The sequence below is a fragment of the Nicoliella spurrieriana genome (assembly GCF_023380205.1).
Lineage (GTDB): Bacteria > Bacillota > Bacilli > Lactobacillales > Lactobacillaceae > Nicoliella > Nicoliella spurrieriana.
Genome location: NZ_CP093360.1, coordinates 142,781 through 169,414 on the forward strand (window position 1 = coordinate 142,781; position 26,634 = coordinate 169,414).

Genomic DNA, 26,634 nt, shown 5'->3' on the forward strand with positions numbered 1-26,634 from the left:
AAATTATTATATGTAATAATAGTATGAATAATTAATGAAAGGGTGTTATTAATGAGTTCGATTTATGATTTTACTGAAACTGAAATGAGTGGCCAAACGCTACCACTTAGTCAATACAAGGGGAAGGTGATGATAATTGTTAACACCGCTAGTAAGTGTGGCCTAGCGGGTCAACTAGCTGAACTTGAGACCCTTTATAAAAAATATCATCAAGATGGCTTAGAAGTCGTGGGCTTTCCTTCTAACCAGTTTAAACAGGAACTAGCGGATGATGATCAAATTAGTGAATATTGTCAAATGCACTACGGGGTGACGTTCCCAATGACTAATCAAGTCCGGGTCAATGGGAACGATGAGACCCCGGTCTTTACCTACTTAAAGGATGAGTCCGGGCATGGCCGCATTAAGTTTAACTATACTAAATTTTTGATTGGCCGGGATGGGAAGTTAATTCATCGGTATGCACCAATTACTAAACCTTCAAAAATGGAACCTGAAATAGTTGAAGCGCTATATTCTAAAAATTAGGAAGAAGAGAACAAGCGATGGCACTTCGTAGGACGCACATCGCCGTTTCAGAGGCATTGGTACTAGGTGGATTGTATTTTACTAACCAACCCATTTCAGTTGAAATGATCAGTGTCTTGGGGGTCTGGATTGGCGCTCAAATGCCGGATATTGATGTTAAAAATACCAGAATAAACCGTTTCTTTGGTGTGTTTGGATTTATTTTTGCAATGCAAAAACACCGGACCTGGACGCATAGCATCTGGGCGGTCTTATTGATGGGAGGCGCTGCTAATTACCTCCCGGTATTGCAAATGATGAATGCTAATTTTGCAGCAATTAACTTTCAACGGGTCTTTTATTGGGCTATTTTTGCTGGTTATTTGCTTCACTTACTAGAAGATAGCTTTTCCAAACAGGGGGTGCGGTGGCTTTATCCCATTTCAGTCAAGGGGACGTATAATAAGCATCGTCGCGCTGGGAGCCGCCGTAGTAAGTGGTATTTTTATCAAACTGGTGGCCCTGCCGAACGGTTATTCTATTTATTTGCAACATTAGCAATTATTTATCTATCAATCATGATTTTTTACAGCAATTATTTAATCAAATAGGGAATTGACATTTCACTGTCAATTCCCTATTTTAATTATTCAATTGAAATTAAATTCACCTTGCTAGTTCCATCGATCGTTTTAATATTAGCTAATAAATCGTTAATGGTGTGCTCCATGTGGGTTAAGTCTAATGAAATCACCACGCTTGCAACGTTATGGATGGGGATATTTTGATTAATGGTTAGGATGCTAGCGTTACTCTTAGAAATGGTGGCCAGTACCCTTGATAATAAACCACTCCGGTTATCAAGCATGAATGAAATTAATGCCTTGCGGTCCCACGATGAATTGTTAGCTTCGTAGACTAAGTCCTTATACTTATAATAACTACCACGACTGATGCCTACGGTTTTAACGGCATCACTGATTTTTTGCACTTTACCCGTGTCAAGCATATGCCGTGCTTGAATCACCTTACCGAACGTTTCCGGCAGTAGTGATTGATCAATAATGTAATATTTCTCGATCGGAAAGCACCTCACTTTTAAACCCGTTGTTATCAACGCTAACTGCGTGGACTGACCATTGGGGGAATTTAGATTGGATCGATGAGATTAACTGCTCTTGGTTATCCGAATCGTTAGTGATTGCCATCATGGTCGAACCACTGCCGCTAACGTATAACACTGCGTCAGAGTGGTTACAGAGTGATTTTACTTCTGGAAAATGATGAATTAACTGCTGACGGTATGGTTCGTGCATTCGATCGTTCATCGCCGTGTGCAGTTGATCGATATTACCAGTTTCAATTGCCCGCGTCATTAATAAACTATGGCTAACTTGATGGGTAACATCAGCGTAACTCATCTGTTTTGGAAGCACCCGTCTGGCATCAGCGGTACTAATTTTAAAGTCAGGGATGATTGCCGTAAATTGATAATGCCGATTAACGGGATATTTGACCACTTGAACTTGTGAATGCGAATCAATGAATGCCATGCAGAGGCCACCGTAAATTGCTGGGGCCACGTTATCGGGGTGGCCCTCCATTTCAGTGGCAATTTCTAACAGTTGTTGGTCAGTGAGGGGATTATCGAACCATTGGTTAGCGCCCGCAAGGCCCCCAACAATACAAACGGCTGAACTACCTAGTCCTCTGGAAACGGGCACCTTGCTGTTGATTTCAATGTGGACGTTTGGAACTGGCTCGCCTAAGAAGTCACAAGCGGCTTTGAACCCCTGGTACACTAAATTATCCTCATTTTGAAATTCTGCGGGACAACCACTGATGCTTAAATGTTCAGTCTCGTTTTCGCTAAATAAAAATGATGAATGCATGGTAACTGCAATCCCGACACAGTCAAAACCGACTGCTAGGTTCGCACTGGTTGCTGGAACGGTTACTTTAATCATGATTGAACACCTCCATTGAACGTTGGTAAACAAATTCTGCCATTTGACTAGGGTTAATTACCGGTGCCTTAGCTTCCGGTAGTGACCATACCTGTGCCAAATTTTTAGGGACCGCTACGTTAGTGAAATCAGCTAGTTCCTTAGTCGTATCGATTGCATTTTCTTCGTGGTGGCCAATTACCGCATCCGCTACGGCATCCACAAACTTGTAAGGACTAGCGGTGCTAAGTAGGACCATTGGCGTATCTGGATCTTTGGCCTGTTCACGACGCATGACCGAGTAACCAGATGCGGTGTGGGGATCCATTAAGTAGTGGTACTGCTCGAAAACGGTCTTAATTGACTTTTCGATTTGGGCATCGTCGCTATAGCCACAAGCAAAGTCTTCCTGAATGGCAGCTAATAGTTCTGCACTAACTTGGTACTTCCCGGTTGATTCTAGCTGATCCATTAATGCTTTGATCATGTTTGAATCTTCACCACTCTTATAGAAGAGTAATCTTTCAAAGTTACTAGAGATTTGAATGTCCATGCTAGGCGCTACCGTCTTGAAGAAGGGCCGGTTACGGTCATAAACCCCGTTTGCAAAGAAGTCAGCTAGGACCTTATTAGAATTACATGCAACCACTAGTTTTTTAACCGGGAGTCCCAACAATTTAGCATAGTAGCCGGCTAATACATCCCCGAAATTACCGGTAGGGACTGTGAAACTAACCGGGTGGCCCACCGCAACTTGGCCATTTTCGACTAGTTGCTTGTAAGCGTTAAAGTAGTAAACAATCTGGGGAATTAACCGGCCGATATTAATTGAATTGGCACTGGAAAGGCTAATGTGATCACCTAACTTGGCTTTTAATTGTTGATCATTAAAGATGTGCTTGACGTTTGTTTGCGCATCGTCGAAATTACCATTGATAGCTGCTACATTAGTGTTATTACCCTTAGTCGTCAACATTTGTTGCTTTTGAATGGGACTCACACCACCATCTGGGAAGAAAACGCTAATCCCCATTTGATCGGTATCCTTGAACCCAGCAAGGGCAGCAGTTCCGGTATCACCACTGGTAGCTGCAAGAATCATTACCCGCTGATTTGGGGTGAGGGCAGTTCGCATTAATTCTGGTAAGAGCTGGAGTCCGACGTCCTTAAAGGCGCTGGTTGGACCGTGAAATAGCTCTAAAACATGAAAATTATCAACGGATTTCACCGGTGTAATCCGTTGATCACTGAATGAATGATCGTATGCATTATGCAAACACTGATTAATTTCTTCATTAGAGAAGTCAGGAAGGAGCACTTTTAAAATCTCCGCCGCCATTCCTAGATAATCTTTTTTAATTAATGTCGAAAGCTCAACGTGGCGGTTAGATAGGTCTGGTAGAACGAATAATCCCTTATCATCAGAGAACCCCTTGATGATCGCCTGCTTTGCATCAATTTTAATGTTAGCGTTTCGTGTGCTTATGTACTGGTTAGCCATAATTTTTATTCCCCCATAAACTTGCATTTAATTTATAACCATGATAATATGTTTTTGAATAAAAAACAAGTGTTTATCAAAAATAAACAGATTTACATAATTAATTAGGGGGATGGATTTTATGAATATTGCGATTTTAGGGTTAGGGACCGTTGGTACGGGAATTACCAAGATAATTGAAGGTGCTAATCCAACAGCGATGACAGCAGATCTCCATATTTCCCACATTTTCGTTCGTCCAGATCGCGTCGATCAGGGGGACAAGTTAGTTTCTGATTATAATGTAATTTTAAATGATCAAAGTGTTGAGACGGTGGTCGAGGTTTTAGGTGGCATTGAACCGGCTCATACGATGATTACACAGGCATTGAAGCATCATAAGAACGTTGTAACTGCTAATAAGGCGGTGGTTGCCTGTTATATTGAAGAATTTAAGCAACTTGCTCGTGAAAATAACGTCCAGTTTCGGTTTGAAGCCAGTGTCGGTGGTGGGATTCCATGGATCGTGAACCTCGAGCGGGGATTACGCATCGACGCCGTTGATTCTGTCCACGGAATCTTTAACGGGACCAGTAACTTCATCTTAGATCGAATGACGAAGACTGGTGAATCGTTTGAATCCGTACTAAAACAGGCACAAGACCTTGGCTATGCTGAAGCAGACCCGAGTGCTGATATTGATGGCTATGATATTGAAAATAAGTTGTGCATTAGCGTTGACGTAGCATATGATACGTTGGTTCATCCTGGGGAATACCTACCTAAGTTCGGTATCCGGACGGTGCAGGCCAAAGACATTGAATATTTCAAGCAACTGGGGTTAGTAGTTAAGTTAATGGGCCGCAGTAAGCTTAATGGGGATCATTTTAGCTACGTAATTGAACCGGTATTATACAAGGCCGGTGAATTTGAAGCTAGTATCAGTGATAACTTTAATTGCGCTAGTTTCCATGGGGCTTCAGTCGGTGACCTCGGCTTTATCGGTCAGGGAGCTGGAATGATGCCAACGGGACAGGCCGTTGTTCAAGATATTTTAGATATTAACGGTCAGGTCAAGCATTTGAAGCGGACCTTAGATACTAAGTTAAAACTAGAAAACCGCTTTGATAAGGGAAATTACATTGTAAGAACCACCAGCACTCAATTTGATTCATTGACTAGCGACTGGCAGGTTACTAGCGATGGCGAGTACAGGACGGTAGTAGATATTGACGCCCAATCAATGCATTCGATTATGAAAAAAGTATTAGCAGATGATAGTGAAGCATTTATGGCACGGGTCGCAGGAGGTGTTGAATAATGATTGTTGCTAAATTTGGTGGAAGCTCGATGGCAGATGCGGACCAGTTTAAAAAGGTCCGCCAGATTTTAAATCAAAATCCAAAGCGGCGAATTGCGGTCGTTAGTGCCGCTGGTAAGGGAGTAAATAATCCCGTTAAGTTAACTGATCAATTAATTCAAATTTATAATTTAATTCAAGCGGGTGAGGATTACGCCGACCAGTTAAATGAAGTGTGGCACAGAATCGAAACCATCGTTAATGAACTGGATCTCTCATTGTCAATTCATGAAGAACTGGCAGCAATTGCACAAAACGTTCAACATATGACCTATGCTGAATTAGTGTCACGTGGGGAATACTTAACTGCTAAGTTATTAGCTAATTACTTAGGGTGGCCAATGATTGATTCTGCTGATTTTTTAGTTTTAAATGCTGGTCAGGTTGACTATCAACAATCCAGACAACGATTACTGGAGCTGGGCAAGCACATTGAACACTGTGTGATTTCCGGTTTCTACGGGGTCGATGCTGAAAATAACATTACTTTGTTGCCCCGTGGTGGTGGTGACACCTCCGGAGCAGTCGTTGCTAATTTAGTTAATGCTAATTGTTATGAAAATTGGACTGACACGAACGGAATTTTAGCGGTTGATCCTAGAATCGTTGCTAATCCTGATAAAATTGATGTCTTATCGTACGATGAACTTCAAGAACTATCGTACTTAGGGGTTAAGGTATTCAATGAGGAGGCAATCCAACCGGTCCGAATGAAACAAATTCCCATTCGCATCATGAATACGAACCAGCCGCAACTAGGCGGTACTTTCGTGGTAACGAATAAAAAGAATGTTGCGGACGCATCTACAATTGCTGGGGTGGCTGGGAAGCAAAATCAAGTCATTTTGACCGTTAAAAAGTACCAACTTTCGAATAGCGTGAATGCAATTATTGACTTGATCAAGGTCGTAAATGCGTTTCACTTCAAGTCCACTTATTCACTATCTGGGGACTCGATTAATTTTGTTTTGTCTGGCCACATCGATCAGTCAACACTCGATCAGCTGGTTACGCAAATTAAAAATGATATTGCTCCGGATGCAATTAGCTTAAAAACTGGGGTAGCTAAGATTGCGGTGGTTTCTGAGTCATTTTATGGGCGCCCCAAATTAGTTGGTAAGATGATTGACCTATTAGAATCCAATGGGATTCGGGTCCAACAAGTAATTCAGACCAGTACTGATATCAAGGTCGTCTTTGGAATTGCTAATCAGGATTATCAACGGGCAATTAAGTGCTTATATCAACAATTTTTTCGTTCTTCACAAGTTGATGCGCGAATGATCATGAATTATTAATTAATGTCAAAATAAATGTTTAGGCAATCCTAATTTTATTGTTGACATCTTCATTGATTTAAATCTATAATGATTAAGGATAGTTATCTGAGATTCAATGTTTTCAAGCCTTATTGAAATCACTAAATTCCATTCTTCCTAATATTAGACATAGATTATAATGAATATTCCTTTCTTAAAAATGACTGATAACTTTATCCTAAGCGAAGCCCAGCATTCAACCTCAGGTGTTGTATGTTGGGCTTCGTTTATTTTTGGGGGGTTAAATCCAAATGGAAATCAATTCAGCAATTAATTTAACGTTAGAAATTCAGTCCAGTGCATCGCAGGTTGATAATGAAATGAACTGGCAGTTGTTAAAAGAGATTCATCCTAAGGCCGTCTTTGTTCCGTTCAATGCGGGTGGCAATCAACAACTAGGTGATCAACATCAATTTGCAGCCCACATTCAAAATCAACTGGGGATCCCGGTAGTGCCGCACCTAACTGGTCGTTATCAAACTAAGACCGGGGTCCAGATGATTCTAAAGCAGCTCCAAGCGATTAACATTAATCACTTACTCGTGTTACGTGGCGATGATATTAAGGGCCGCCCGATTCAAAGTGCATTTCCCCACGCAAGTGACTTGATGGAGTTGATTAGGGCAGTCGCCCCCGATTTTCAAATGATGGGTGCGTGCTATCCGGAGGGGCATTACCAAGCTCCCGATTTAACTACTGACATTATGAACCTTAAATTCAAGGTAGCTGCCGGCTGTGAAGAGCTTGTGACCCAGGTTGGCTTTGACAATCACATCATCCAATCATTTTTGAAGCAGGTCCGTTCAATCGGAATCCAGGTGCCAATTCGAGTGGGCATTTTACCGGTGATTGATCGAGACCGCGTCTTGAAAATGATTCGACTAACTGGAGTGACGGTCCCAAAGCGGCTTGCGGCTATTTTAAACATTACCGATCCGGATGAATTCCAACGGGCGGGGTTGCAATTTACTAGTGATCAAATGAATGCACTAGTGCGACTGGGAATTACGAATATTCATCTGTATACTTTAAATCACCGTGCTTTTTTACAACGATTAGTACAAGATGTAAAAGTGGAATAGTTGCTTCAGAACTTGTATAATGAGACTAATATAAAAAAACAATTAATTTTAAATAATAAAATGGGTTAAAGGAGAAGTCAGCATGAGCGAATTTAAGCGATTATACCCGGTGTTACAACCAGAGCATTATGATTTATTAATCGACGTGGATCGAGGAAAGAAGTTAATTAGTGGTAAGACAACGATCACTGCAAACGCTAAGCAACCCGCAGTGGCAGTTCATCAAAAGGATCTGACCGTTTCAGCAGTGATTGTTGACGGGCAAGAGGTTGATTTTAGTGTCGATAATGAGGCGGAATTGATCAACATTACATTGCCAAACACTGGCAATACAACCATTACGATTGAATACACTGCTCCATTAACTGATACGATGATGGGGATTTATCCGTCATACTACGAGGTTGATGGGGTCAAAAAACAACTAGTTGGGACTCAATTTGAAACCAACTTTGCCCGGCAGGCATTCCCATGTGTTGATGAACCGGAAGCAAAGGCGACCTTTAGCCTAGCGATTAAGTTCGATGAACAACCTGGCGAAACTGTAATTAGTAACATGCCAGAAGTAAAGCAAGAAGATGGCGTTCACTACTTCGAACCAACCGTTCGGATGTCGACCTACTTAGTGGCATTTGGGTTTGGTGACCTCCAAAGTAAGTTCACCACTACCAAGAGTGGTGTTAAAGTCGGGGTATTTGCAACCAAGGCGCATCAGCCAAAGGAATTGGACTTTGCCGTTGATATTGCAAAACGTTCAATTGAATTTTATGAAGATTTTTACCAAACGCCATATCCACTTCCCCATTCATGGCAGTTAGCATTGCCTGACTTTTCAGCGGGTGCAATGGAGAACTGGGGACTAGTTACCTACCGGGAGGCATACCTGTTATTAGATCCTGACAATACCTCCCTTTCGACCAAGCAACTAGTAGCGACCGTAATCGCCCATGAATTAGCGCACCAATGGTTCGGGGACTTAGTAACAATGCAATGGTGGGATGATCTCTGGTTGAACGAAAGTTTTGCTAACATGATGGAGTATGTAGCTGTGGCTGCAATCGAACCCAAGTGGAACATCTGGGAAAGCTTCCAAACTTCTGAAGTCCCAGCTGCGTTACAACGTGATGCAACCGATGGGGTTCAATCAGTTCACGTCGAAGTGAACCACCCAGCTGAAATCGATGCATTATTCGATGGGGCAATTGTATACGCTAAGGGGGCCCGGATGTTAGTGATGGTCCGAGCATTGATCGGCGACGATGCATTGCGCGAGGGCTTAAAGCAATACTTTGCTGCCCATAAGTACGGTAATGCTAAGGGTGATGACCTTTGGAACGCACTCGGGAAAGCATCTGGAATCGACTTAGCCAAAATCATGAAGACCTGGTTGGAACAACCTGGCTATCCAGTGGTAACTGCTGAGGTGGATAATAATGGTCAACTAACTTTGACCCAAAAGCAATTCTTTATTGGTGAGGGTGAGGATCAGAACCGGCTCTGGCAAATTCCACTCAATAGTAACTACAGTGCTGCACCCACGATTCTGGCGGAACCAAAGGTGGCCCTCGGTGACTACAATGCATTACGGAAGCATGCTGGAAAGCCATTCCGGGTGAACGTTGGGAATAATTCTCACTTTATTGTGAAGTATGATGATACACTATTGGGTGACATTTTGAAATCGGCTGCTGATTTGGGTCCCATCGACCAAATGCAAATTTTACAAGACCTCCGGTTATTATCGGAGGCAGACCAAGTCAAGTATGGCTCTGTCTTCCCGGTCTTAAAGCGGTTTGCTGATAGCCAATCGGCAGTCGTAATTGATGGATTATACCGGTTAGCAGCTAAGTTTAAGGACTTTGTTACCCCAGACTCTGCCGCTGAAGGGGACTTACGGCGTTTCTTTAATCAATTAAGTGCTGATCAGGCTGCTAGATTAGGTTGGCAACCACAAGCTGGGGAGTCTAATGATGACCAACTCAGTCGGCCGACCATTTTAAGTGCCGCCTTGTACGGGAAGAATGCTCAGTCCATTCAAGCTGCTCACGAACTATTTACTGCTAATCAACATGATCTGTTCCATATTTCAGCAGATGTTCGGGCCCTGGTGTTAATTAACGAAGTGGAAAACTACGGCAACCAAGCATTATTCGATCATTTATTGACCGAGTACCGTAAAACTTCGGATGCTAGCTATAAGAGTGACCTATCCCGGGCGGTAACGCACGTTAAGCAACCTGAATTAGTAGCGGAATTGGTCGCTAAGTTTGAAGATAGCGATACCATCAAGCCACAGGACTTAAGAGCGTGGTATTTTGGGACCGTAATGAACAATGAGGGACAACAAGCTGCATGGGACTGGATCAGAAATGACTGGCAATGGCTTGAAGATACTGTGGGTGGTGATATGGAATTTGCGACCTTCATTACCGTGACTGCTAGGGCATTCCATACTGCCCAACGGTTAGCTGAATTTAAAGCGTTCTTTGAACCTAAGTTAGCCACCCCTGGATTGACCCGTGAAATTAAGATGGATGTTAAGACGATTGAAACTAAGGTCGCATTAATTGAATCTGAAAAGGATTCGGTGGCTGAGGCTTTGAAAAATAATTAATCTTAAAATTAAAATGGCTTTTTCAACAATGAACGTTGAAGAAGCCATTTTTTTGCGTATGTATGCATAAACGGGGGAATGAAAATGCTTAATAATCAAGTATATATGTTACAATTTATTTCTGAAATTTATGGACCGCGTGACTTTGTTGCGATTAATGAAATCGATCGTGATGTGATTATTGGGGACGCTGCTAGTACATGGCGATTGCCAGTGATTGATGTCCAAGTAGCGGAGCCCCATGAGTTACTCAAAGTAATTTTGGCCGCTATTAACCATGGTTATCGACTAGTTGTGACTTCCCACAACACTAATTTTGCGGTTAGTTCATGCGAAGTGATTGATTGGACCATTAAGTTGTTAGAGCGGCGTTATTACATGAGTAAAGCCCGGGTAATTGATTAGTAAATTGATGTATAATTAACTTAATTAATGGAAAATGGGTGGAAACAATGAAAATATTGATTATTCAAGGGAGTCCGGATGCGGGTTCGCTATCGCATGCCAATGCAGAAAATTATTACCAGCGGGCAAAGAAACTCGGGCTCGATGTTCAAATGGTGGATCTAGCTAAGGATCAATTTGATCCGGTGTTACGATATGGATATCGCAAGCACATGGAAGACGAAGCATACCCGAACCAAATGCAAACGTTAATTCAAACTGCTGATCACTTAGCCTTCTTTTTTCCGGTTTGGTGGTCAGCTGAACCAGCGGTTCTAAAGGGCTGGTTCGATCGGGTATTCACTCCGGGGTTCGCTTATCATTATGATAATGGGAAAACCATTAAACTTTTGAAGGGCAAAACGGCTTCGCTCTTTATCACATCGCATGCCCCAACGTTCTTTTATGGACTCTACGGTGGGGTCATTAGTAGGTGGAAGCACATGCTGCTGGGCTTTTGTGGTGTTAAGTTGACCCATAAGTTAATTTTAGGGAACATGGATAAAACCAGTGATACAGACGTTAAAAGGAAACAATTCATTAAAAAGTGTGCAAATACCCTGATTAAAAGTTAGTTTCGTTTTATAATATACAATTGTGAACGATTAAATAATTAAAAGCGATGTAGGAGGAATAATTGTATGGCAGATAAGAAAGTGGCACTGGTTACTGGTGCAGGACAGGGAATTGGTAAGTCGATTGCTGAACGGTTAAGCAAGGACGGTTTTTCAGTTGCCTTGGTAGGGCGTCATTTGGATAAGGTGCAAGCAGTGGCTGATGAATTGAATCAAGCTGGTGGGGATGCATTTGCCGTTAAAGCTGACGTTGCTAATCGGGATGATGTTTTTGCTGCTGTTAAAGCCACTAAGGATCATTTTGGTGATTTTAACGTAATCGTTAATAATGCAGGGGTAGCACCATCCAGTCCAATCGAAGATGTGACCCCAGAAGACCTTGAATTTACATTTAAGATTAACGTGGGTGGTGTGATTTGGGGAACCCAAGCTGCCGTGCAAGCCTTTAAAGAACTTGGCCATGGTGGTAAGGTGATTAATGGATCATCCCAAGCCGGCCAGGAAGGGAATCCTAACTTAACCGTTTATGGATCGACTAAGTTTGCCATTCGGGGCATCACCCAGACCACTTCTAAGGAATTAGCAGAACGTGGAATCACCGTTAATGCTTATTGCCCAGGAATTGTTAAAACGCCAATGATGGAAGATATTGCCAAAAGTGTGGCTAAGGAAGCTGGCAAGCCTGAATCATGGGGAATGGATCAATTTGCTAAAAACATTTCCATGAAGCGCTTATCAGAACCTAGTGACGTATCGAACCTAGTTTCATTTTTAGCTAGTTCTGATTCAAACTACATTACTGGTCAATCCATTTTGGTTGATGGTGGAATGGTTTATAGATAAAAGTTACAAAATAAACGCTAATTATTAACCCAATTCACTGCTCTATAATTATTAAATTATTTTAATAGTTGTGGAGCTTTTTTGGTACAAATTTATTGAATATATTTAACATCGTTTCAAAAACATGGTAAAATGTAAGTAATTATTAAGTTTATTAAAATTTTAATTAGGATGTGTTGAATATGAACTTTTCAAAGAAAGTGGTCACTGCAGTAGCAGCGGCAGCTTTATTCTCAAGCGTTGGAGTGACCTCCGCAAATGCAATGTCTACATACAACCAAAAACAAACTGCAGTCACTAGCATTCCCTCAGTGAAGGTCGTAGATAATACGAACGTCTTCAAGAAGCTACAACCATATAGTGGTGGTAAGTACCAATCCAACAACCAAGGTAACCTTAACCACATTACGGTTGGTAGAGGGGCAACGAACGTTAGTTTTACGACCCATGCGTTCTTAATGACCAGTGCTGGTTCCCCACAAAGTGCGGTTCAAGTTGGGAAGTACCTATACACCATGTACAATGCTAACCGGAGTGAAAGTGATAACGATCTTCAAGATTACATCGTTCGTTACGATACTAGCAAGTTACAGAATAACCAATTCCCTACTGATGCAATTAAGGTAGGACCAACATTCAATGGTGGCCACGGTCAATCACTATCTTACAACCCTAAGACGAAGCAACTATGGTTCTTAAACATTGCTCGTGGTTCTGCTGAAAGTGCCGCAGCTGAATTAGTTAGCCAAAGTTCATTGAAACCTACTAACAAAGTTCAATTCAAGTTCTCACAAAACGGGAGCTCAATTGATAACAACTTAACTTTCGATAAGTACGGTCGTGCTTATACTTACGTTAAGAGTGGTGGTGGTAGTGTTCCTCAAGGTGCCTACAAGATTTACCGTGGGAGCATTAGTACTAAGGGCGTTCACTTTACCCTAATGCGTAGTGCAATCAGATATTCTGCTGGTTCAATTCCACAAGGATTTAGTTACAATCCTAAGAACGGTCGGCTCTACTTTATCTCCGATGGGGTTATCATTTCAGCACCATCCGGTAAGTTGAACAACCTTTCAAAATCAGATATTAAGTACGTTCGTGCAAATACGAACCGTGAATTTGAAAGCATGGTCTTCACTAAGAGCGGAAAGGGATACTTAATCTCACTCCGTCCTGATGAAATGATGACGATGAAGGGTTCATTCTAATTCATTAATCATTAAACAGAAAATAGCAGTCAAAATTAATTTGACTGCTATTTTTTATTGCTTAATATTTAAAAATATTTAATAATTAAGAATAAATGCATTTAAAATGAGGGTGGTTAAAAGTGAAACGGAAACGCCGAACGAAAAAAACAAAGGGCTCATGGACGATTTTCGAGACGGTCTTCGCATTTTTAGTGGTAGTCGGGATGATTGGAAACCTTTCGAATGGAGATGAACATTCAAGTAGTCACCATGACAATAAGGTCGAACGAAGCTCCGTTACTAGCGACCAAGCTAGCAGTGAGCACCAGCAAAAGCCTACTCACCACACTGTTAAGCAGGTTAAAGCGGCTCAATCGAATACTACGAATAATGATCTAACTGAGAAGTTAGCAGCGAAAAACTACCAAAGTGGGCAAGCAGCATACATAGATGTGAATGGTGGTCAAAGTACATTAAAGGCCAGTGACTGGACCAGTAATCATATTCATTATGCTAATTTAGATGCTTTGAACCGAACTGCTGCTGCAAACACCGCTGATTTAGAAAGTCGTAACGTAGCTGATGTTTCATTGCGAACCACCCAAACGGTTTATCCGACCGGTTGGCACCAAAAATTCATTAACAATACTGCGATCATTAACCGGGGCCATCTGATTGCTTATAGTTTGTCAAAGGGGATTTCCATTGACGGTGTTTATAATCCGAGTGATCAATCGGGAGACCAAAATAACCCTAAAAACCTGTTTACCCAAACTGCATTTAGTAACCAACGGGTGCAAACCATTTATGAATCACGGGTGCGGGATGCTTTGCGGAATGGTAAAAAGGTGATTTACCAAGTGCAACCCGTTTTTCGTGGCAATGAGTTAATGGCACGCGGGGTTCATTTACAGGCCCTTTCGACCGATGGGACTTTAAACTTTAACGTCTATTTGTTCAATGTTCAACCCGGAGTGAGGTTTGACTATGCCACCGGGCGTTCGACGATTGATAATTCAATGACGGTCCCAACTCCAGCTGGCGCACCGACATTTAGTGATGACGATCGTTCGACTGATCGCTATCAAGATGGTGATTTAAAACATCACCGTAGGCATTCTGCATTTGAATACGCTGCTGGTGCCTATGCGGCCCATAAAATCTATCAGCATTATCGAGACCGCCACTATGCACATCGTAACTACACGCATCATTACTACTACCATCCACGCTACCACTTTAGTCGCCACACTAGATGGTAATTTATATTAGGGGGATTTCAATTGAATCAGCAAAACGTTCAACATCCGATTCGGGATTTCATTTTCAAAGTGTTAAACGGTTCCGCACAGGGAATTTTAATTGGGGTGTTACCATCTGCAATTGTAAAGTACCTGCTCGCTTCGTTGGTCCAGGACAAAGTGACCTGGGCATTGCAGCTTAATTCGCTACTGGTATTATTCGGATCGTTCATTCCACTATTAATTGGGATGTCAGTGGCCTGTCAATTTAAAATGAAACCACTTAACATTGGGACGATTATGATTGCGACCGGGGTGGCCTCCGGCTCAATTAAATGGGCGACGGTCAATCCAGGATTTGTGAATCCCATTTCCGACGTTAAAAATACGGTCGCTAGTACCATCTACATTGCCAACGGAGCTGGGGATGTGATTAATGCAATGATCGTTTCAGCACTTGCGGTGATCATTATTCAATTAGTGGATAAATACCTCGCCGGGTTCGGGGCGGTGGCAATTATCTTTACGCCATTGCTAGTGGGTGGTTTAGTCGGCTTGATCGGTTTAAACATCGCACCGGGAGTTGCTCTGATTACCAATGAATTGGGTGTGATGGTCGAAACGTTTACCACCCTGCAACCGCTGTTGATGAGTATTCTCATTGCAATGGCGTATTCCTTCATCATCATTACGCCGGTGTCGACCGTTGGAATTTCACTAGCGATCGCACTATCTGGGTTGGGATCCGGAGCTGCTGGGGTGGGCGTCGTTGCTACCACCGTGGTCTTATTGATTAATTCGATGATCGTGAATAAACGCGGAACTTCCGTTGCCATCTTATTAGGGGCAATGAAGGGGATGATGCCCTCCGTTTTCAAGAAGCCAATCATGATTTTGGCGTTTATGGTAACGGCCGCCATTTCTGCAGTGCCAGTCGCGCTCTTTAATGTTCAGGGAACCCCCACTTCAGCTGGATTTGGATGGATTGGATTAGTTTCGCCAATTCAATCGATGATTGTAAATGAAAGTGAACGTAAATTTATTACCCATACGGTTGGGATATTCCCGTCCTTAATCACCTGGTTAGTGATTCCAATTATTGCCGGGGTAATCGTTAATTTTATCTTTACTAAGGTCTTGAAATTATATCAACCAAGCGATTTACAACAGGAAATTAAATAGGGTTCAATTGAAGTTACGATTAAATTCGTGACTTTTTTTATTTTTTTTGAAATTTAGTTTGACAAATCAAAATAAATGGAATATGATAGTGTCAACATAAATTATTAGAAGTTACTGAGAAAAGATGAGTAACCTATTGTAAGCATCACAGAAAGCCATGGTTGTTGAGAAATGGTATGTACGCAATTGGTGAAGATGGTCTTGGAGTAACCACATAGTGGGTGAGTTAGAAATAATTAGCCGGCTACGATTAACGCCCGTTACTGCGTTTGAGTATAGCTATCATGAGTGTACTTATGAGAGTTGGTCCGATTTTTGGCTAACTGAATTAGGGTGGTACCGCGTACATAATGCGCCCCTAGATGAACAACATTAAAGTTGTCATCTAGGGGCGTTTTTTTGTACCCTCATTCTAATTAATTTATGCAAATAATAATTTAAGGGGTTTTAGCATATGACAAAGACAATTATCGGATTTCCAAGAATTGGTGAACATCGTGAATTAAAATTTGCAACTGAACATTACTGGAAGCACCAAATCGATCAATCAGAACTATTAGCAAACGCACATGACATTAAGGTTGCCCATTGGCAAGCTCAAAAGGATGCCGGAATTGATTTAATTCCCGTCGGTGATTTTTCATTCTTTGATAACCTATTGGATACCGCAGTTGCATTAAACGTTGTTTCCAAGCGTTACCGTGACTTGAACGTTTCAGAATTAGATGAATATTTTGCACAAGCCCGGGGGTATCAAGCAGATGGTGAAACCGTGCGTGCACTACCAATGAAGAAGTGGTTCAATACGAACTACCACTACATCGTTCCAGAATTTACTAATGAGACCGACGTTAAGTTGATTGGTCACAAGTTATTTGATGAAATCAAGGAAGCCCAGAATGCTGGAGTTGATCCAAAGGCGGTCATCGTTGGACCATACACGCTGCTAAAACTATCACGCTTCTTAGATGGTACTAAGCCAGCCAAATTTGTACAACCACTCATTGCGGCCTACCAAGAACTACTTGCTAAGTTGAACCAAGCGGGAGTTGAATACCTCCAAATTGACGAACCAGCGTTATCATTCGATGTTGACGGGAATGAAAAAGCAATCTTTGATCAACTATATGATGCCATCTTGGCTAATGATCACGGGGTAAAGGTCATCTTACAAAGTTACTTTGGTGACATTCGGGATGTGTATGAAGACGTTACTAACAAGCCATTTTATGGAATTGGATTAGACTTCTTGGAAGGTGCACACAACCTTGAGTTAATCAACGAAAAGGGCTTCCCAGCAGATAAGCACCTCTTTGCCGGCGTCGTTAATGGTAAAAATATCTGGCGGAATGAATATGACCATACGCTAAACTTATTAGCAAAAATTAAGACGGATGCACCAATCGTGCTGAGCACTTCCTGTTCACTCCTCCATGTGCCATATTCAGCAGCCAATGAAGATGGATTGGCTAGTGACGTTAAGCAACACTTAGCATTTGCAATTGAAAAATTAGGTGAGTTAGTTGATCTAGACCACATCGTCAATCATGATGATGCAGGAGCCGACTTATTAGCAAAGAACGAAGCGCTATTTAAGAACGTTAAGCATCCCGTTAACTCAACTGTTCATAATCGCATCAATGCATTGACCGATGCTGATTACACCCGCTTACCAGAACGCAGCGAACGTGAAAAGGTCCAAAAAGATGAATTTAAGTTACCAACATTACCAACCACTACGATTGGATCATTCCCACAAACCGCTGATGTTCGTGCTAACCGGCGGAAGTTTAGACACCATGAAATTACCCGCGACCAATATGATGAGTTTAACCGTGAAAAGATTGCGCGCATCATTAAGATTCAAGAAGATTTGGGCTTGGACGTATTGGTGCATGGTGAATACGAACGCAACGACATGGTCGAATACTTCGGTGAAAAGTTAGATGGATTTGTCTTCACCCAAAATGGTTGGGTTCAATCATACGGAACCCGGGGCGTGAAGCCACCAATTATCTGGGGGGACATTAGTAGAACCGCACCCATCACCGTTGATGCATCGGTTTACGCTAACAACCTAACTGATAAGTGGGTCAAGGGAATGCTGACCGGTCCGGTGACCATCTTCAACTGGTCCTTCCCACGTGAAGATATTGCTAGAAAGGAAACCGTTACGCAGATTTCATTGGCACTCCGCGATGAAGTACTTGATTTGGAAAAGAATGACATTAAGATCATTCAAATTGATGAACCAGCACTCCGCGAAAACCTACCACTGCGGAAGTCTGATTGGTACAAGGAATACCTGGATTGGGCAGTGCCAGCATTTAGATTGGTCCACAGTGGTGTCCAAGAATCGACCCAAATTCATACGCACATGTGTTATAGCGAATTCGGCGACATTCTAAAGGCGATTGATAACTTGGATGCCGATGTCATTTCATTCGAAGCATCACGGGCGGACTTTACCTTAATCGACGAACTAGTTGATGATCACTTCCAGACCGAAGTGGGCCCCGGAGTGTACGATATTCATTCACCACGGATTCCATCAGAAGCCGAAATTCAAGATTTAATCCAACAAATTATTAGTAAATTACCAGTTGATAAGATCTGGATCAACCCAGATTGTGGGCTTAAGACTCGTTCTGAACAAGAATCGTTCGATAGCCTAAAGAACATGGTTGAAGCCACGAAAGTAGTAAGGGGGAGCATTTATGAACATAGCTGATCTTTTTAAACACAAAACAGTGTTTTCACTTGAAGTCTTTCCACCAAAGAAGTATTCATCGGTGGAAACGATTCTACCGACCTTGACGGCCTTAAAGAACGTGAACCCAGATTTTATATCGGTCACGTTAGGTGCCGGGGGCTCTGCACAAAGCGATGGAACGGTGGCGGTAGTTAACTTAATCCAAAATCATCTTAAGATTCCTGCAGTGGCCCACGTGCCCGGTCTGTATCAAGACGAGGAACAAGTAGATCAGTTAATTCAACGCCTCCAATCAATTAATGTAGATAATATCTTAGCCCTTCGTGGAGACCGGATTCCTGGATTAGCGCCACGGGGTGTGTTTAACCACGCCAGTGATTTAATTACCTACGTGCATTCCAAGTATCCAGACGTCCACATCGCCAGTGCATGTTATCCAGAATGCCACCAGGAAGCGACTTCATTTGTTGATGACATTGAACATTTGAAGCAAAAAATTGATGCCGGCAGTGACCACTTGATTTCGCAACTATTTTTTGATAATCGTCACTTCTATGACTTCCAAGAAAAATTAGCTCTGGCTGGGATTAACGTGCCGGTGGAAGCTGGAATTATGCCATGCACGAGTAAAAAGCAAATTGAGCGGATTACCGAAATTTCTGGGATTCCGGTGCCGGATAAATTTAAAAAGATGATGAATCGGTACGCAGACAATAAAATCGCACTTCGTGATGCTGGAATTGCCTACGCCATTGATCAAATTGTGGATTTAGTATCACAGGGGGTCGACGGGATTCATCTCTACACAATGAATAAGCCGGAAGTGGCACAACGCATTTGGGATGCCACCAAAAACATCTTTGGGGCTACCGAACTGCATGATGACGGTCGGCTAACGATAAAATAAGCTTAAAAATGGGTCGCTAATGGACCCATTTTTTAGTGGGGCAAGATAGTTGCATTCCCACTTAAAAATAATTACGATAATATTAGTTAGATATTTTAAAAAATAAATTATTAATAACAAATTATTTATAATTAGGAGGATTCAAATGACAAAAACTTGGTTAATTACCGGAACCTCGACTGGCTTTGGCCGTGAACTAGCAGTGCAGTTGGCTACACAGGGACGCGTTAACTTGGTAGCGAGCGCAAGGAAACCAGCCGAATTAGATTACCTGGATCAATATGACCATGGACAAATCCTAAAAACGCAATTAGACGTGACCAATGAATCTGAAATTAAAGCGACCGTGGATCAGGCAGTTAATAAATTTGGATCAATTGATGTATTGGTCAATAATGCCGGGTTTGGATATTTTGCAACCTTTGAGGAAAGTGATGAACACCAGACCCGCGCCATGTTCGATGTGAACTTCTGGGGGCTGGTTGATATGACCAAAGCAGTGTTACCAACAATGCGGAAGCAACGGTCTGGCATTATTGTGAATCTATCATCGATTGCTGGAATTAAGGGAACGACCGCACTATCGTTTTACAATGCAACTAAGCATGCCGTAGAAGGGGTTAGCAAGGGATTACAATTAGAAGTAGCTCCATTTGGCATTAAATTGATGTTAGTTGAACCCAGCGCATTTAGAACCGACTGGGCAGGCCGTTCATCATTAAAGGCGGTTAGTCAAATTAATGATTATCAGCAGCTATCTGACCAACGAATTGCTGGGCGGAGTGATAGTGACCACGGTCAATCAGGAGATCCAAAGGCGGCAGCCGAGATCATCATTGACCAGGTGGAAAATCATGGGAACGAACTACCGTTCCACTTGCCACTAGGGAATGCTGCCATTGATTCTGGTGAAAAAGAGTTAAAGGCGACCCTAGCTGAATACCAAAAGAATGCGGATTTAGCCCGGTCTGCTGATCGGCCCGCAAAATAATAATTAGAAAATTATGAAAAAAAACGTTGACATTCTAATTTAGCATCATGTATACTAATGTCATTCAATAAATGAACTGAATCGATTCGATGGAGTCGGGGTTTAGATTTACTAAGCGAGTGCCGTTAGATGCAAGGGCATTAAATGCTAAGTCCTTAAAGATTGAATTGATAACACGGTGTGCTATTCGAGGCCACCTGGTGATCACCCATTACTGTGATAAGGACTATGATGATAGTCCGTAAAGAGGGGTCCTTGTGACCCGAAAATAGGTGGTACCACGTTATAAACGTCCTTCAGCATTTTGCTGGGGGGCGTTTTTTGGTTCATACATAATAAAGGGGATTGATGAGATATGAAATATGGATTTATCGGTGCAGGTGCAATGGGTTATCGTTACGGAGTTATGATGCAGGAAAATGCTGGAATCGATGTTGATTTTATCGATACCTGGGAACCCAACGTTGAAAAAGTCCGTGAACAAGGCGGGGTCAAAGTCGCACGGGATCATAAAAACCAACACATTGTACCAATTAATATTTACTACCCTGAAGAATACACTGGGCATCCAGATGTTTGGATTATCTTCAAAAAGCAGATGCAGTTAGCAGATGAATTAGAGCGGGATAAAGCAGCAGGGATTTTTCATCCTGATCAATATGCCTTTTCTGCAATGAATGGAATGGGGCACTTTGAAAAGATCGAAAAATACTTTGATCCAGATAAAATCATTTGTGGGACCGCAATGATTGCGACCCGGATGGATGGCCCCGCTGACGTTGACTTCATGGGAGCTGAAAATGGTGAAGTCATGCATATGGCCCCATACAATAATAAGCCCGCCGATGAAGTGACTAAGCAAGTCTTTGCAGATTTTAAGCAGGCTAAGTTAGGCCCAGTAATGGCAAAGGAATGGAAGGGCATGTGCATGTCCAAGGTCGTTTACAACGCCGTGGTGAACACCCTTTGTACCATGTTTGAATTACAAATGGGTCAATTCATCGAATATCCCAAGGTCCCTGAAATGGCGACCCAATTATTTAACGAATCCTTCGATGCCTGTGAACGGGCTGGAATCGAAATGATCGAGACTCGCCAGGAACAAATTGATTCCGTTACCACCACGAGCCATCAATTTAAGTATCACTACCCTTCAATGTATCAAGACTTCTCGAAGGGCCGGCCAACTGAAGTGGACTACATTAACGGCTACATTGCTAAAATCGGTCGTGAACACGACTACGTTTGTCGGACCCACGAGTTTATAGTAAACGAAGTCCACATGGTTGAATTAATGCGGAAGTACAAACATAATAATTAATTTAATCCTCATCCATAGTAACAACACATAGTTTTACCCACATAACCCACATAATGATTGAACTAATCGTCAGTTAACGATTAACCCATAGCAATACCCACATAGCTTGATTGAAATTGATAAGGATAATGATTACCACCGTATGTTTAAGATTATAAATAATTAGTTGTAATAAATAACCTCCGATCAGATTATATCTGTTTGGAGGTTATTTTGTATGCTTAACCGATAAGCATACCTTTTAAGGGGTTTAATTGTTGGATGATTGAGTAAGTGATTCAAATTTTAATAATATTTGAAGTCGATGACATATAATAAATTTATTTTTGGAACAGTAATAACGATAATTAACATTATCGTTATTAGTGCCTATATAGTTTATCGTGGTCACCAGTATCAATTAATGTTAAGACTAGCTCATCTTGATCGATTTTATAAATCACGATCCAATTGTCTAAGCTTTTGTTACCACGTTTAGAAAGTCTGCCAGGATGAAAAAATCGATATCATTGCCAGTTATTTGATAGCGAGTGGTCCTTAGATTTTAACAAGATGACCTTATCAAGGTTAATGATTGCTGATAAGACGGTTGAGATTAATTCGATTGGATAGTGTTTTTTAGATAGTTTCTTTAAACTCCGTTCAAATTGTTGAGTTTGCTTAATTTTCATTACGTTTGATTGTTTCTAGATATTTGTTGAAAGATTGAATAGTCCCATCACCGATTTGTTTATTTTGGTCATGTTCTGCAGCTTCCTTAGCAGCTAGTGCTGAAGGGGTGTTTAAATAATCACTTTCTCCACTAGCGATATTAGCTAATGCAAATTGGATATAATTTGAAAGGCTAAGACCGCGCTTTTCTAATTCAGATGTAGCAGCACGTTTTATATCTGGTGCAATACGTACACTGATGCGATCTTGTTTTTGAACTGAACTTTTAGGCATAATAACTTCCTCCTTAATTACGTATGACTCTTGTCATACAATTATTCATAGGCAAATTATAGGAGCAAAAGAAATAACTGTCACTGATAACATCTTTATAGTTAAAAAGGATTAAGTTAAATTTTTTTATCTGGATTCTTTACATAGTCTCAATTTTTTCAAATATATATTCATAGATACAAAAAATAAAGGCATATATAACCACATTTAGTAGTCGATTTTCTATATTTGTAAAACTATAAAATACCATGTCTAGTATAACTGCCAAGAAAACTTCTAGGATTCTTAGTTCAATAATCTTTTCAGAGTTACTTTTCATTTTAAACACCTTCTATAATTAATTTTATCATATTTCAATATAGTTTTAACGTAACTTAAGATGATTGGATAAAATAGCACCTTCAAATCAACAAGGTGCTATTTATTTTGTCCTCATTTATCAAAATATAATCATCATTGAATTTACTCTGACATTAGCTTATGCTTTGATTAACCATTTAAAACATTGATATATCAACGATGCAACCATAGGGTGCGGGCTATGTTAGTATATAGAGCGGCTTTTTAATCGAATTATATTTACAACTATTAAGCCAATTCGGATAATGAAATTAAATCAAACGACGGGAGGCGGACTTATGAAAAATATTTTTAGCCATCAGTTAATTACACTGAGAAGACAAAAGAAATTATCACAAAGTTCACTAGCAAATAAATTATATGTAGCAAGACAATCCATTTCAAAATGGGAAAACGGTGATTCAGACCCTAGTATTGAAAATTTAATTAACTTAGCAGAAATCTTCAATGTGGATTTAGACTATTTGGTATTTGGTACAAATAATGCCGATAATTTAGTTCTTAAATTGAGTCAAATCCAAAAATCATTCTATCAACCGGTTTTAAAAGGTGTTGATTTAGAAATATATAGTCGCGACCGGATTGCACTATTAGGAAGTAACGGTTCCGGTAAATCAACATTGTTTAAAATTATCATTGGTTTAATGAAAGCAGATAGCGGCAGGATCGAAAATCATATTAATAATTTGGATTCATTGAACGTTATGCCTCAAGATAACGTTTTGATCGATAGTTTCAAATTAAACGAGCAGGTACAATTGACCGCAGCCATCAATAAAATCACATCGAAAACGTTTATTCAAGATATGATTAAGAAATTTAGTTTGACACCATATATCAACACCAATGTTAGTAAATTATCTGGTGGCCAAAAACGACGGTTATCCTTATTGTTGAGTCTACTTAGACCGTCTAAATTATTATTGTTGGATGAACCCACGGTGGGGATGGATTTAGAAACAATTGATTTCTTTTGGAACTATTTAGACCATGTCAGCGGAAGCGTCGTTACCGTGACCCATGATTTTAACCAAATTGATAAATTCTTTTCACGTGTCGTTCTATTAAAGAATGGCATAATTGATCAAAACGTATCGGTTGACACTATCCATAGCCATAATCAAACGATTGAACAGTGGTATCGCCACTTCAATGATTAGGAGGAAAACATGATTAAATTATTACAGATTAAACCGGTCCTCAGAAATAAAAACTTTATCTTTTTCACAATCCTTATCCCGAGCTTTTGGTTAATTTCTCTTGATATGATGCTTTTTCATACTGGGACTCATGATTATTTTGGTTCTAAAATCAGCTATAAATATATTATCTTCGCTACTTGTTGTTTGACGGGGATTGCTGGTAATTCTTTAGTTACCTTTAGTAAAAGAATTAATACATCTAGAGAATACTATTTACTTCAATTTAAAATTTCACATTATTCGGTATGGAATTGGCTAACTGATTCTCTATTAACCCAGTTGATTTTGAACCTGATGATTAGTATCATACTATTTATTGTGGGGATATTCCTCCATGTGACGACATTCAATTGGACAATCTTAATGCTAATGCTATTGATCAATATAGTTGGAATTTACCTAAGTTTGATTGGTTTTGCCCTCGGAATTTTAGTTGATGGTAAAACATTAGATGCTAGTGGTTTTCCAATTATGATTTTGATGGCCTTTTTACTAATTCCATTCAATCATTTTACGACTGGATCATTCGTTGATTGGATAACTTTAGCCCAAAAAGTATTTCCAGGTTATTATACCTATAACATTCTTTCGCACTTATCGGATACCATCGCTGTAAATAATGGTGATGTGATGGCATTCTTTGTGAGCATGGTACTTACAGCATTACCATTTCTGATTATTTTAGCTTTGAAACTACCTAATAATCGAAATATGATGAAAACGGGGGATTCAGATGATTAATTTTAAATTGATCCATGATCAGATTAAACAAAATTATGAACATGGAAAATATGGCAATTACCGAAACGGAAAATATGAATATAATGGACCGTATGCTAATCATAATGATAATGCAAAAAATATTGGTGATTATGAAAGAGGAAGATTACAGGCAATAAATGATTTTAAAACAGGTAAGCACTTCAGAAAATATCCTAAAATAAGTCTTGAAATAATTAATATTGTATTTCATGGAAGAGCTGCAGAGGTTGTAAACTTTATCCATGGTTATAATGATGAGAAAAGGAAATATAAAAATAATTAAAAACGCAAAACATCCCTTAAGCTGGTAATTAACCTTAACTTAGGGGATGTTGTTTTAGTATGATATAATACCAAATATAGAAATACATAGGGGGAGATTCACATTGCTGGATTAATAATTAGTTACATAAGATTAGCAATTATCCTTTTTGGAGGAATAATTATATCATTTTATTATTCCCAAAATACTCAAAAAACAATTTAAAATCATTTGTTAGTCGTTTTAATATTTATTTTCCTTATCTAAAACAGATTGATTATCGATCTTTTAAGGCACGTTTGTTGTTATCAATTGCACTGCTCCTATACTAAATAATGGCACAGCAAAGCCTACGGTTTTGTGAGATAATATTATTTAAGATGGGAGTTTTTAATTTACATAATATATTTGACACTCTCATTATTATTTAATATAACTAGCTTTTAAATTAATTATAAAGTAGTTAATTATTATTAAGAAAATTATACCTATTGTTTTACTAATATTTATACTATCAATATTTAGTATATCTGTTGATAATTTGGTAGTAAAGGGGGATTCTACTGATAATAATGAATATTTAAGTACAACAAATAATTCTATAAATATCAATGGAAAACTTTTAGCAAAGATGAAATTGATAAATCTCTTCAAAATACTGTTCAATTAGTTCAAGATAATCAAATGAATGATGATTTATCTTATAGATTCGCTCCAGCAGCAGGAGTTTTTTTAATTCCTGGAATCGGTGAAGTTGTAATTGCTGGTGGTGTAATTACGCTAGCTAGTGTTGGAACGATTATTGCAGGAAATTGGTTATATGATAAAATAGTATCATATATATCATCACATAGTACTCCTAAAGAGAGCATATCTACATACTATTCTAAAAAGTATGATATTCCTAAAAAGTTAATAGATAGTGATGGAAATGTGAAAATTGGTAGTTTTTCTCAAAAAATTAAAGGAAAAACTGCTTATAAGGACCCAAAAAACTGGATATTCAATAGATAAGGATATGAGTAATCATGGTGGGAGAAAATGGAAACTAAAAGATAATGATGGTAAAAGAAAAGCTTCGCTTTCTGATGATGGTAAAATTTTATCTAATTAATGTTTGGTAATTTATATTATGAAAAAAATAAAATTTAAACAGTACGTATTTTATTATGACCCTTCACTATCTGACTGCATTATGGATAATAACAGCATTACCTTAGTTAAAAGTAATAATGATGTTAGGGTTAATATTTCAATAAATAATAATATACTCATATTCAGGCCAAGAAATGGCATTACGATCCAAAAAGTTAGAAATAAAGTGTATATGTTATTATCAAATGAAAATTATGGAGGAATTAATGAATAGTATAAATGTAGGTAAATAT

At 39.9% G+C, this 26,634-nt stretch carries 24 protein-coding genes, 1 pseudogene and 1 other annotated feature; of the genes and pseudogenes, 20 read left to right on the forward strand and 5 right to left on the reverse strand.

Going from position 1 to position 26,634, the window contains the following annotated elements:
* Positions 1–51 precede the first annotated feature (51 nt).
* Positions 52–528: a glutathione peroxidase gene (locus MOO44_RS00755; RefSeq protein WP_260116011.1), complete on the forward strand. Its 477-nt coding sequence runs from the start codon at positions 52–54 to the stop codon at positions 526–528.
* A 17-nt stretch (positions 529–545) separates the two neighbouring features.
* Positions 546–1,118 carry a metal-dependent hydrolase gene (locus MOO44_RS00760; protein WP_260116012.1) on the forward strand — a complete coding sequence of 191 codons (573 nt, stop codon included), beginning with the start codon at positions 546–548 and terminating at the stop codon, positions 1,116–1,118.
* 35 nt (positions 1,119–1,153) lie between these two features.
* On the opposite strand, the gene MOO44_RS00765 is transcribed toward MOO44_RS00760, so the two are convergent.
* From MOO44_RS00765 to thrC, 3 genes are read right to left on the reverse strand one after another with little or no spacing between them, the layout of a single operon-like run.
* Positions 1,154–1,588, reverse strand: a complete 435-nt coding sequence (locus MOO44_RS00765; RefSeq protein ID WP_260116040.1) for an ACT domain-containing protein — start codon at positions 1,586–1,588, stop codon at positions 1,154–1,156.
* Complete coding sequence (thrB, locus tag MOO44_RS00770) at positions 1,566–2,474, reverse strand: homoserine kinase (protein WP_260116013.1); 909 nt, start codon at positions 2,472–2,474, stop codon at positions 1,566–1,568. The genes MOO44_RS00765 and thrB overlap by 23 nt, the downstream gene beginning before the upstream one ends.
* On the reverse strand, positions 2,467–3,954 hold the full coding sequence (gene thrC / locus MOO44_RS00775) for a threonine synthase (protein WP_260116014.1): 1,488 nt from the start codon (positions 3,952–3,954) through the stop codon (positions 2,467–2,469). The genes thrB and thrC overlap by 8 nt, the downstream gene beginning before the upstream one ends.
* Positions 3,955–4,075: 121 nt before the next feature.
* On the opposite strand from thrC, the gene MOO44_RS00780 reads away from it, so the two are divergent.
* From MOO44_RS00780 to MOO44_RS00845, 14 genes and pseudogenes are all read left to right on the forward strand, one after another.
* The gene (locus tag MOO44_RS00780; protein ID WP_260116015.1) at positions 4,076–5,254 is read left to right on the forward strand and encodes a homoserine dehydrogenase; all 1,179 of its coding nucleotides are present in this window, start codon (positions 4,076–4,078) and stop codon (positions 5,252–5,254) included.
* A complete protein-coding gene (locus tag MOO44_RS00785; protein ID WP_260116016.1) occupies positions 5,254–6,591 on the forward strand; it encodes an aspartate kinase in 1,338 nt (445 codons plus the stop codon). Before MOO44_RS00780 ends, MOO44_RS00785 begins: the two co-directional genes overlap by 1 nt.
* A 272-nt stretch (positions 6,592–6,863) precedes the next feature.
* The gene (locus MOO44_RS00790) at positions 6,864–7,694 is read left to right on the forward strand and encodes a methylenetetrahydrofolate reductase (RefSeq protein WP_260116017.1); all 831 of its coding nucleotides are present in this window, start codon (positions 6,864–6,866) and stop codon (positions 7,692–7,694) included.
* An 82-nt stretch (positions 7,695–7,776) separates the two neighbouring features.
* Positions 7,777–10,308, forward strand: coding sequence for a M1 family metallopeptidase (locus MOO44_RS00795; protein ID WP_260116018.1), 2,532 nt, complete (start codon positions 7,777–7,779; stop codon positions 10,306–10,308).
* 84 nt (positions 10,309–10,392) lie between these two features.
* Complete coding sequence (locus MOO44_RS00800; RefSeq protein ID WP_260116019.1) at positions 10,393–10,713, forward strand: hypothetical protein; 321 nt, start codon at positions 10,393–10,395, stop codon at positions 10,711–10,713.
* A gap of 47 nt (positions 10,714–10,760) precedes the next feature.
* The gene (locus MOO44_RS00805; protein ID WP_260116020.1) at positions 10,761–11,327 is read left to right on the forward strand and encodes an NAD(P)H-dependent oxidoreductase; all 567 of its coding nucleotides are present in this window, start codon (positions 10,761–10,763) and stop codon (positions 11,325–11,327) included.
* 66 nt (positions 11,328–11,393) lie between these two features.
* Complete coding sequence (locus MOO44_RS00810; protein ID WP_260116021.1) at positions 11,394–12,170, forward strand: (S)-acetoin forming diacetyl reductase; 777 nt, start codon at positions 11,394–11,396, stop codon at positions 12,168–12,170.
* 182 nt (positions 12,171–12,352) lie between these two features.
* Positions 12,353–13,378 (forward strand): hypothetical protein, encoded by a 1,026-nt coding sequence (locus MOO44_RS00815; protein WP_260116022.1) that lies wholly within the window; start codon positions 12,353–12,355, stop codon positions 13,376–13,378.
* A 122-nt stretch (positions 13,379–13,500) separates the two neighbouring features.
* A pseudogene (locus MOO44_RS00820) lies at positions 13,501–14,391 on the forward strand (DNA/RNA non-specific endonuclease); the annotation flags it as partial.
* 252 nt (positions 14,392–14,643) lie between these two features.
* The gene (locus MOO44_RS00825; protein WP_260116023.1) at positions 14,644–15,783 is read left to right on the forward strand and encodes a PTS sugar transporter subunit IIC; all 1,140 of its coding nucleotides are present in this window, start codon (positions 14,644–14,646) and stop codon (positions 15,781–15,783) included.
* Between the two features lie 107 nt (positions 15,784–15,890).
* Positions 15,891–16,146 (forward strand) — a binding site (T-box leader).
* 91 nt (positions 16,147–16,237) lie between these two features.
* Positions 16,238–18,514, forward strand: coding sequence for a 5-methyltetrahydropteroyltriglutamate--homocysteine S-methyltransferase (metE, locus tag MOO44_RS00830; protein ID WP_260116024.1), 2,277 nt, complete (start codon positions 16,238–16,240; stop codon positions 18,512–18,514).
* Positions 18,501–19,403: a methylenetetrahydrofolate reductase [NAD(P)H] gene (metF, locus tag MOO44_RS00835; protein WP_260116025.1), complete on the forward strand. Its 903-nt coding sequence runs from the start codon at positions 18,501–18,503 to the stop codon at positions 19,401–19,403. Before metE ends, metF begins: the two co-directional genes overlap by 14 nt.
* 145 nt (positions 19,404–19,548) lie before the next feature.
* On the forward strand, positions 19,549–20,394 hold the full coding sequence (locus MOO44_RS00840; protein WP_260116026.1) for an oxidoreductase: 846 nt from the start codon (positions 19,549–19,551) through the stop codon (positions 20,392–20,394).
* Positions 20,395–20,749: 355 nt separating this feature from the next.
* Entirely contained in the window at positions 20,750–21,715 is a 966-nt protein-coding gene (locus MOO44_RS00845) for a ketopantoate reductase family protein (protein ID WP_260116027.1), read from the forward strand.
* Between the two features lie 506 nt (positions 21,716–22,221).
* On the opposite strand, the gene MOO44_RS00850 is transcribed toward MOO44_RS00845, so the two are convergent.
* Positions 22,222–22,386, reverse strand: a complete 165-nt coding sequence (locus MOO44_RS00850; protein WP_260116028.1) for a type II toxin-antitoxin system YafQ family toxin — start codon at positions 22,384–22,386, stop codon at positions 22,222–22,224.
* Positions 22,376–22,660, reverse strand: a complete 285-nt coding sequence (locus MOO44_RS00855; RefSeq protein ID WP_260116029.1) for a type II toxin-antitoxin system RelB/DinJ family antitoxin — start codon at positions 22,658–22,660, stop codon at positions 22,376–22,378. Before MOO44_RS00855 ends, MOO44_RS00850 begins: the two co-directional genes overlap by 11 nt.
* 638 nt (positions 22,661–23,298) lie before the next feature.
* On the opposite strand from MOO44_RS00855, the gene MOO44_RS00860 reads away from it, so the two are divergent.
* The 4 genes from MOO44_RS00860 (at position 23,299) to MOO44_RS00875 (ending at position 26,260) form a co-directional block, all read left to right on the forward strand.
* Complete coding sequence (locus MOO44_RS00860) at positions 23,299–24,180, forward strand: XRE family transcriptional regulator (protein WP_260116030.1); 882 nt, start codon at positions 23,299–23,301, stop codon at positions 24,178–24,180.
* Positions 24,181–24,189: 9 nt separating this feature from the next.
* Positions 24,190–24,963 (forward strand): lantibiotic ABC transporter permease, encoded by a 774-nt coding sequence (locus MOO44_RS00865; protein ID WP_260116031.1) that lies wholly within the window; start codon positions 24,190–24,192, stop codon positions 24,961–24,963.
* Positions 24,956–25,267 (forward strand): hypothetical protein, encoded by a 312-nt coding sequence (locus tag MOO44_RS00870; RefSeq protein ID WP_260116032.1) that lies wholly within the window; start codon positions 24,956–24,958, stop codon positions 25,265–25,267. Before MOO44_RS00865 ends, MOO44_RS00870 begins: the two co-directional genes overlap by 8 nt.
* A 663-nt stretch (positions 25,268–25,930) precedes the next feature.
* Positions 25,931–26,260 carry a hypothetical protein gene (locus MOO44_RS00875; protein ID WP_260116033.1) on the forward strand — a complete coding sequence of 110 codons (330 nt, stop codon included), beginning with the start codon at positions 25,931–25,933 and terminating at the stop codon, positions 26,258–26,260.
* The last annotated feature ends 374 nt before the right edge of the window (positions 26,261–26,634 follow it).

What these genes read in the sequence shown, in the direction of transcription:
- metF (WP_260116025.1), top strand. Translation starts at nt 18,501, where the DNA reads ATGAACATAGCTGATCTTTTTAAACACAAAACAGTGTTTTCACTTGAA.
- MOO44_RS00815 (WP_260116022.1), top strand. Translation starts at nt 12,353, where the DNA reads ATGAACTTTTCAAAGAAAGTGGTCACTGCAGTAGCAGCGGCAGCTTTA.
- MOO44_RS00855 (WP_260116029.1), bottom strand. Translation starts at nt 22,660, where the DNA reads ATGCCTAAAAGTTCAGTTCAAAAACAAGATCGCATCAGTGTACGTATT.
- MOO44_RS00840 (WP_260116026.1), top strand. Translation starts at nt 19,549, where the DNA reads ATGACAAAAACTTGGTTAATTACCGGAACCTCGACTGGCTTTGGCCGT.
- thrB (WP_260116013.1), bottom strand. Translation starts at nt 2,474, where the DNA reads ATGATTAAAGTAACCGTTCCAGCAACCAGTGCGAACCTAGCAGTCGGT.
- MOO44_RS00810 (WP_260116021.1), top strand. Translation starts at nt 11,394, where the DNA reads ATGGCAGATAAGAAAGTGGCACTGGTTACTGGTGCAGGACAGGGAATT.
- MOO44_RS00760 (WP_260116012.1), top strand. Translation starts at nt 546, where the DNA reads ATGGCACTTCGTAGGACGCACATCGCCGTTTCAGAGGCATTGGTACTA.
- metE (WP_260116024.1), top strand. Translation starts at nt 16,238, where the DNA reads ATGACAAAGACAATTATCGGATTTCCAAGAATTGGTGAACATCGTGAA.
- thrC (WP_260116014.1), bottom strand. Translation starts at nt 3,954, where the DNA reads ATGGCTAACCAGTACATAAGCACACGAAACGCTAACATTAAAATTGAT.
- MOO44_RS00875 (WP_260116033.1), top strand. Translation starts at nt 25,931, where the DNA reads ATGAATGATGATTTATCTTATAGATTCGCTCCAGCAGCAGGAGTTTTT.
- MOO44_RS00755 (WP_260116011.1), top strand. Translation starts at nt 52, where the DNA reads ATGAGTTCGATTTATGATTTTACTGAAACTGAAATGAGTGGCCAAACG.
- MOO44_RS00805 (WP_260116020.1), top strand. Translation starts at nt 10,761, where the DNA reads ATGAAAATATTGATTATTCAAGGGAGTCCGGATGCGGGTTCGCTATCG.
- MOO44_RS00790 (WP_260116017.1), top strand. Translation starts at nt 6,864, where the DNA reads ATGGAAATCAATTCAGCAATTAATTTAACGTTAGAAATTCAGTCCAGT.
- MOO44_RS00865 (WP_260116031.1), top strand. Translation starts at nt 24,190, where the DNA reads ATGATTAAATTATTACAGATTAAACCGGTCCTCAGAAATAAAAACTTT.
- MOO44_RS00800 (WP_260116019.1), top strand. Translation starts at nt 10,393, where the DNA reads ATGCTTAATAATCAAGTATATATGTTACAATTTATTTCTGAAATTTAT.
- MOO44_RS00870 (WP_260116032.1), top strand. Translation starts at nt 24,956, where the DNA reads ATGATTAATTTTAAATTGATCCATGATCAGATTAAACAAAATTATGAA.
- MOO44_RS00780 (WP_260116015.1), top strand. Translation starts at nt 4,076, where the DNA reads ATGAATATTGCGATTTTAGGGTTAGGGACCGTTGGTACGGGAATTACC.
- MOO44_RS00795 (WP_260116018.1), top strand. Translation starts at nt 7,777, where the DNA reads ATGAGCGAATTTAAGCGATTATACCCGGTGTTACAACCAGAGCATTAT.
- MOO44_RS00845 (WP_260116027.1), top strand. Translation starts at nt 20,750, where the DNA reads ATGAAATATGGATTTATCGGTGCAGGTGCAATGGGTTATCGTTACGGA.
- MOO44_RS00850 (WP_260116028.1), bottom strand. Translation starts at nt 22,386, where the DNA reads ATGAAAATTAAGCAAACTCAACAATTTGAACGGAGTTTAAAGAAACTA.
- MOO44_RS00785 (WP_260116016.1), top strand. Translation starts at nt 5,254, where the DNA reads ATGATTGTTGCTAAATTTGGTGGAAGCTCGATGGCAGATGCGGACCAG.
- MOO44_RS00860 (WP_260116030.1), top strand. Translation starts at nt 23,299, where the DNA reads ATGAAAAATATTTTTAGCCATCAGTTAATTACACTGAGAAGACAAAAG.